Origin of the sequence: Escherichia sp. Lx600-2 (assembly GCF_036662595.1) — a bacterium.
Taxonomy (GTDB): Bacteria; Pseudomonadota; Gammaproteobacteria; order Enterobacterales; family Enterobacteriaceae; genus Escherichia; species Escherichia coli.
This window is the reverse complement of the sequence record NZ_JAYQWM010000144.1, coordinates 1-6,086: the sequence shown is the minus strand read 5'-3', so window position 1 is coordinate 6,086 and position 6,086 is coordinate 1. Positions and strand designations below refer to the sequence as shown.

Below are 6,086 nucleotides of genomic sequence, written 5' to 3'. Positions count from 1 at the left end.
ATATACTCGCCATACTTCGTAGTTGTATCGCGATAAACAGCATACAACTTGGTTTATTTCGCGTATAGATGGTCAGTTTAACATAAAGAGTTCATTCTCTATGAGGTAGATCATGCGAAACGCTAATTCTAGCGGGAGCATCGGCCTTTGTCTTTAAGATTCAGGAGAACGCATGGAGTTTAGTGTAAAAAGTGGTAGCCCGGAAAAACAACGCAGTGCATGTATTGTTGTCGGAGTCTTTGAACCACGCCGTCTGTCCCCAATTGCTGAACAGCTGGACAAAATTAGTGACGGATATATCAGCGCCCTGCTGCGCCGCGGCGAACTTGAGGGTAAAGTAGGGCAATCCCTGCTACTCCATCATGTACCAAATGTTCTGTCTGAACGCATTCTGCTTATCGGTTGTGGTAAAGAGCGCGAATTAGATGAACGCCAATTTAAACAAATTATTCAGAAAACAATTAGTACTCTGAATGAAACAGGCTCAATGGAAGCCGTATGTTTCTTAACTGAATTACATGTAAAAGGCCGCAATAACTACTGGAAAGTACGTCAAGCAGTCGAAACAGCAAAAGAATCGCTGTATGTGTTTGACCAACTAAAAAGTAATAAAACAGAGCACCGTCGCCCACTACGCAAACTGGTGTTTAATGTCCCAACACGCCGTGAATTGACCAGTGGTGAGCGCGCGATTTCCCATGGCTTAGCCATTGCTTCAGGGGTTAAAGCTGCGAAAGACTTAAGTAACATGCCACCAAACATTTGTAATGCCGGTTACTTAGCCTCTCAAGCTCGTCAACTAGCAGATATTTCAGATAGCAAACTAACCACTCGTGTGATTGGTGAAGAGCAAATGAAAGAGCTGGGAATGAATGCCTATCTAGCAGTGGGTCAAGGTTCACAAAATGAATCACTGATGTCCATTATGGAATATAAAGGCAACCCAGATGCGGACAGCAAGCCAATTGTTCTGCTCGGTAAAGGGTTAACCTTTGACTCAGGTGGTATTTCAATCAAACCAGGCGAAGGCATGGATGAAATGAAATACGACATGTGTGGTGCGGCAAGTGTGTATGGCGTGATGCGTTTTATCACTGAATTGCAACTTCCAATCAATGTGATTGGGGTACTAGCAGGTTGTGAAAACATGCCTGGTGGTCGCGCTTATCGTCCCGGCGATATTTTAACTACCATGTCAGGGCAAACCGTTGAAGTACTTAATACTGATGCGGAAGGTCGGTTAGTTCTGTGTGATGCACTCACCTATGTTGAACGCTTTGAACCTGAGCTGGTTATTGATATCGCTACCTTAACAGGGGCTTGTGTAATTGCGTTAGGTAGCCATTATACAGGGTTGATGTCAAACCATAATCCACTAGCTCATGAGCTGTTAAATGCCTCGGAACAAGCGGGTGACCGTGCATGGCGCTTACCACTAGCGGATGAGTATTTTGACCAAATCACCCCTAATTTTGCTGATTTAGCGAATACAGGTGGTCGTCCAGCAGGTGCAATTACCGCTGGCTGCTTCCTATCTCGCTTTGCCACTAAATATAACTGGGCACACCTTGATATTGCAGGTACCGCTTGGCGTTCAGGTGCCGCGAAAGGGGCTACTGGTCGTCCGGTCGCGATGCTAGCGCAGTTTTTACTAAACCGCGCGGGTTTAAATGGTGATGAGTAATCCCATTTAAATGATTTAGCTGTATCTCGTCCATAAAAATATCCCGATGAGCAATAGTGATTCGGGATATTGTTTTTTGGTTTTCAAGGCACTGAGAAAGCCATTTTGAGGCAGCTATAAAAAAGGATATAATTAAGCATAGATATATACTGCGCTTGGTTACCAAAATACACCCCTGCAAATTGAAGGGTAGCGATTTAAACTATACCCTAGATAATTCAGTTTGTAGGTAGGCGGCAAGCGACTGAGACCTTAGGAGCATACCTAAGTAGGTGACTAAGGCGAAAAACATAGCTAACACCCCTGCAAATTGAAGGGTAGCGATTTAAGCTATACCCTAGATAATTCAGTTTGTAGGTAGGCGGCAAGCGACTGAGACCTTAGGAGCATACATAAGTATGTGACTAAGGCGAAAGAGCGTAGCCAACACCCCTACAAACTGAAGTATGACGGGTATAATGGGTATATGAAAAAAGGTACATTTTACCAACTAACACAAGCCTCACCGCTTCCTGATCTTGAAGCCCATGAATGGCTAGCTTGCGAGCTTGCTGCTCAATTGTGGCGTAATGGGAAGCGAGTTCTGATTGCTTGCGAAACGCAGCAACAGGCAGAAAAAATAGATGAAACCTTGTGGCAGCGTGATCCACATCAGTTTGTTCCCCATAATTTAGCGGGTGAAGGCCCTCGTTATGGTGCGCCTATTGAAATTTGTTGGCCTGCCAAACGGGGAAATACGCCACGTGATATACTGATTAATTTACAAAATCAGTTCGCAGATTTTGCCACGGCTTTCCATGAAGTGATAGACTTCGTACCTATTGATGAAACTTTAAAACAGTTGGCGCGTGAGCGGTACAAAATATACCGTAGCGTCGGCTTCAATTTGACTATGGCGGCGCCGCCAACTTACTGAATACAAAAGATAATGGAAAAGAAACCAGATAGCCCAATGAATGAGCCTTCGCTCGATAAAACCTATAACCCCGCAGAAATTGAGCAATCACTGTATGCTCACTGGGAGAAAAGCGGTTATTTCAAACCTAATGGGGATACCACCCAAGATAGCTTCTGTGTCGTCATTCCACCACCGAACGTCACTGGTAGCCTGCATATGGGGCATGCCTTCCAACAAACCATCATGGATACCATGATCCGTTACCAACGTATGCAAGGTAAAAATACCTTATGGCAAACAGGTACTGACCACGCAGGTATCGCGACTCAAATGGTCGTTGAGCGTAAAATTGCGGCAGAAGAAGGCAAAAACCGTCACGATTACGGCCGTGATGCATTTATTGACAAAATTTGGGAATGGAAAGCAGAATCTGGCGGCACTATTTCTCAACAAATGCGTCGGCTAGGCGACTCTGTTGATTGGGAACGCGAACGCTTCACCATGGATGAAGGCTTATCTAAAGCTGTTAAAGAAGCTTTCGTTCGTCTCTACAAAGAAAACTTAATTTACCGTGGTAAGCGCCTTGTTAACTGGGACCCAAAACTGCACACCGCAATTTCTGATTTAGAAGTTGAAAACCGTGAAGTTAAAGGTTCTATGTGGCACCTGCGTTACCCATTAGCTGACGGGGCAAAAACCGCCGAAGGCAAAGACTATTTAGTCGTTGCTACTACACGTCCTGAAACCATGTTGGGAGATACTGGCGTTGCTGTTAACCCAGAAGATCCTCGCTATAAAGATTTGATTGGTAAAGAAATTATTCTACCAATTGTTAACCGCCGTATTCCTATTGTTGGTGACGAGCACGCCGATATGGAAAAAGGCACGGGCTGCGTGAAAATCACCCCAGCTCATGACTTTAATGACTACGAAGTCGGTAAGCGCCATCAGTTAACGATGATTAACATGATGGATTTAGATGGTAACGTACGTAGCGAAGCTGAAGTTTTCGATACTAACGGTAACCCATCAACCGCTTATAGCAGCGAAATGCCTGAAGCATACCGTGGCATGGAGCGCTTTGCAGCACGTAAAGCTATTGTGGCAGAGTTTGAGCAATTAGGCCTACTCGTTGAGGTGAAACCTCATGACCTCACCGTCCCTTATGGCGATCGTGGTGGTGTCGTTATTGAGCCAATGCTAACTGACCAATGGTATGTACGTACTGAGCCTTTAGCCCGTGATGCCATCAAAGCTGTCGAAGACGGTCGTATTCAGTTCGTTCCTCACCAATACGAAAACATGTATTTCTCGTGGATGCGTGATATCCAAGATTGGTGTATTTCTCGCCAATTGTGGTGGGGTCACCGCATCCCCGCGTGGTATGACGAAAAAGGCAACGTCTACGTAGGTCGTGACGAAGACGAAGTTCGCCGTGAAAACAACTTAGGGGCAGATATCACACTACGTCAAGATGATGACGTTCTAGATACTTGGTTCTCTTCCGGCTTGTGGACATTCTCCACCCTCGGCTGGCCAGAAAATACAGATGCACTGAAAACTTTCCATCCAACCGATGTATTAGTCAGTGGGTTTGATATTATTTTCTTCTGGATCGCCCGAATGATCATGATGACCATGCATTTCATTAAAGATGAAAATGGCGAGCCACAAGTTCCATTTAAAACTGTTTACATGACAGGCCTGATCCGCGATGAAGAAGGCCAAAAAATGTCGAAATCCAAAGGGAACGTTATTGACCCACTGGATATGATTGACGGTATTTCTCTGGAAGATTTACTCGAAAAACGCACAGGCAACATGATGCAGCCACAATTGGCTGAAAAGATCGCTAAACGCACCCGTAAAGAGTATCCAGAAGGAATTGAAGCCCACGGAACCGATGCACTGCGCTTTACTTTAGCGGCATTAGCGTCAACAGGTCGTGATATCAACTGGGATATGAAACGCCTGTCTGGTTACCGTAACTTCTGTAATAAACTCTGGAATGCGAGCCGTTTCGTGTTGATGAACACGGAAGGTCAAGATTGCGGCCAAAACGGCGGAGAGATGAGCTTTTCACTCGCTGACCGCTGGATCATGGCACAATTTAATCAGACAGTGAAAGCTTACCGCGATGCGTTAGACACTCACCGTTACGATATCGCAGCGGGTATTCTGTATGATTTCACATGGAACGAGTTCTGTGACTGGTATTTAGAGCTGTCTAAACCTGCGGTTCATAAAGGTAACGAAGCACAAGTTCGTGCGGCTCGTTTCACTTTAATTGAGGTATTAGAAGGCTTACTGCGCCTTGCGCATCCTATCATTCCGTTTATCACTGAAACCATCTGGCAACGCGTCAAAGTAGTGAAAGGTATCGACGCTGATACTATCATGCTACAAGCGTTCCCTGAGTTCGATGCGGCTAAAGTGGATCAACTCGCGCTGAGTGACCTTGAGTGGATCAAAGAAGCGATTATCGCCGTGCGTAATATTCGTGCTGAAATGAATATTTCCCCAGGTAAACCGCTCGATGTAATGCTGCGTGGTGCTTCTGCCGATGCGAAACGTCGTGTCGATGAAAACCAGAACTTTATCAAGTCAATGGCTCGCTTAGAAAGCATCTCAGTATTAACTGAAGGTGAAGAAGCGCCTATATCTGTCACCAAATTAGTTGGTGGTGCTGAGTTACTGATCCCAATGGCGGGTCTAGTAGACAAAGACGCCGAACTGGCTCGTTTAGATAAAGAGCTGGAAAAAGTGATTAAAGAGATCGAAACCATTGAAAACAAACTGGCAAATGAAGGTTTTGTAAGCCGTGCACCTGCTGCGGTAGTGGAAAAAGAGCGTGAGCGTTTAACCGCTAATATTGAAGCGAAAGCGAAAATTGAAGCGCAAAAAGTGACAATTGCCTCTTTATAACGGTTCATTAATTTAGCCGACTTGAAAGCCCTTATTGGTTTACTAATAAGGGCTTTTTCTTGCTGAATAATTCGAGTATCATCAAACGACTGCGTTCGCAGTTCTCAGATTGAAGTTCCCTTCTGGTTCTCTCTACACTGAGTTGTACACAATAATAATCAAGAGTTTCACATGACAACACAAAACTATAACGTTCGACTTATTGAACAACAAGATAATGCAGGGATTGCCGCGGTGATCCGTGAAGTTTCTGCTGAACATGGTTTAACTGCAGATAAAGGCTTTGCCGTTGCAGACCCCATCTTAGATACCTTATTTGAGGTATACAACAAACCCCGTAGCGCTTATTGGGTGGTAGAAATGGATGGGGAAATTGTCGGTGGCGGCGGTGTTTCACAACTGGCAGGCGGCGATAACGAAACAGCGGAATTACAGAAAATGTATTTATCTTCCGTATTACGTGGCAAAGGCTTAGCCAAAAAAATTGTGCAGATGTCACTGGAGTTTGCGAAACAACAAGGTTATACCCGTTGCTATTTAGAAACCACCAAAGACTTACAAGCCGCAATTAAGCTATAC

Annotated in this window: 4 protein-coding genes; all 4 read left to right on the top strand. The window is 44.9% G+C overall.

The window, feature by feature from the left end; genetic code table 11:
- Positions 1 to 172 precede the first annotated feature (172 nt).
- Positions 173 to 1,684: a leucyl aminopeptidase gene (pepA, locus tag OQV04_RS23200; RefSeq protein WP_042845685.1), complete on the top strand. Its 1,512-nt coding sequence runs from the start codon at positions 173 to 175 to the stop codon at positions 1,682 to 1,684.
- 466 nt (positions 1,685 to 2,150) lie between these two features.
- Positions 2,151 to 2,600 (top strand): DNA polymerase III subunit chi, encoded by a 450-nt coding sequence (locus tag OQV04_RS23195; RefSeq protein WP_034782118.1) that lies wholly within the window; start codon positions 2,151 to 2,153, stop codon positions 2,598 to 2,600.
- A 36-nt stretch (positions 2,601 to 2,636) separates the two neighbouring features.
- Positions 2,637 to 5,507 carry a valine--tRNA ligase gene (locus OQV04_RS23190; RefSeq protein ID WP_272678915.1) on the top strand — a complete coding sequence of 957 codons (2,871 nt, stop codon included), beginning with the start codon at positions 2,637 to 2,639 and terminating at the stop codon, positions 5,505 to 5,507.
- Positions 5,508 to 5,678: 171 nt separating this feature from the next.
- The coding region (locus OQV04_RS23185; RefSeq protein ID WP_332643012.1) for a GNAT family N-acetyltransferase at positions 5,679 to 6,086 on the top strand (408 nt) is incomplete at its 3' end.

Coding starts and splice junctions, on each gene's coding strand:
- pepA (WP_042845685.1), top strand. CDS start 173: ATGGAGTTTAGTGTAAAAAGTGGTAGCCCGGAAAAACAACGCAGTGCA.
- OQV04_RS23195 (WP_034782118.1), top strand. CDS start 2,151: ATGAAAAAAGGTACATTTTACCAACTAACACAAGCCTCACCGCTTCCT.
- OQV04_RS23190 (WP_272678915.1), top strand. CDS start 2,637: ATGAATGAGCCTTCGCTCGATAAAACCTATAACCCCGCAGAAATTGAG.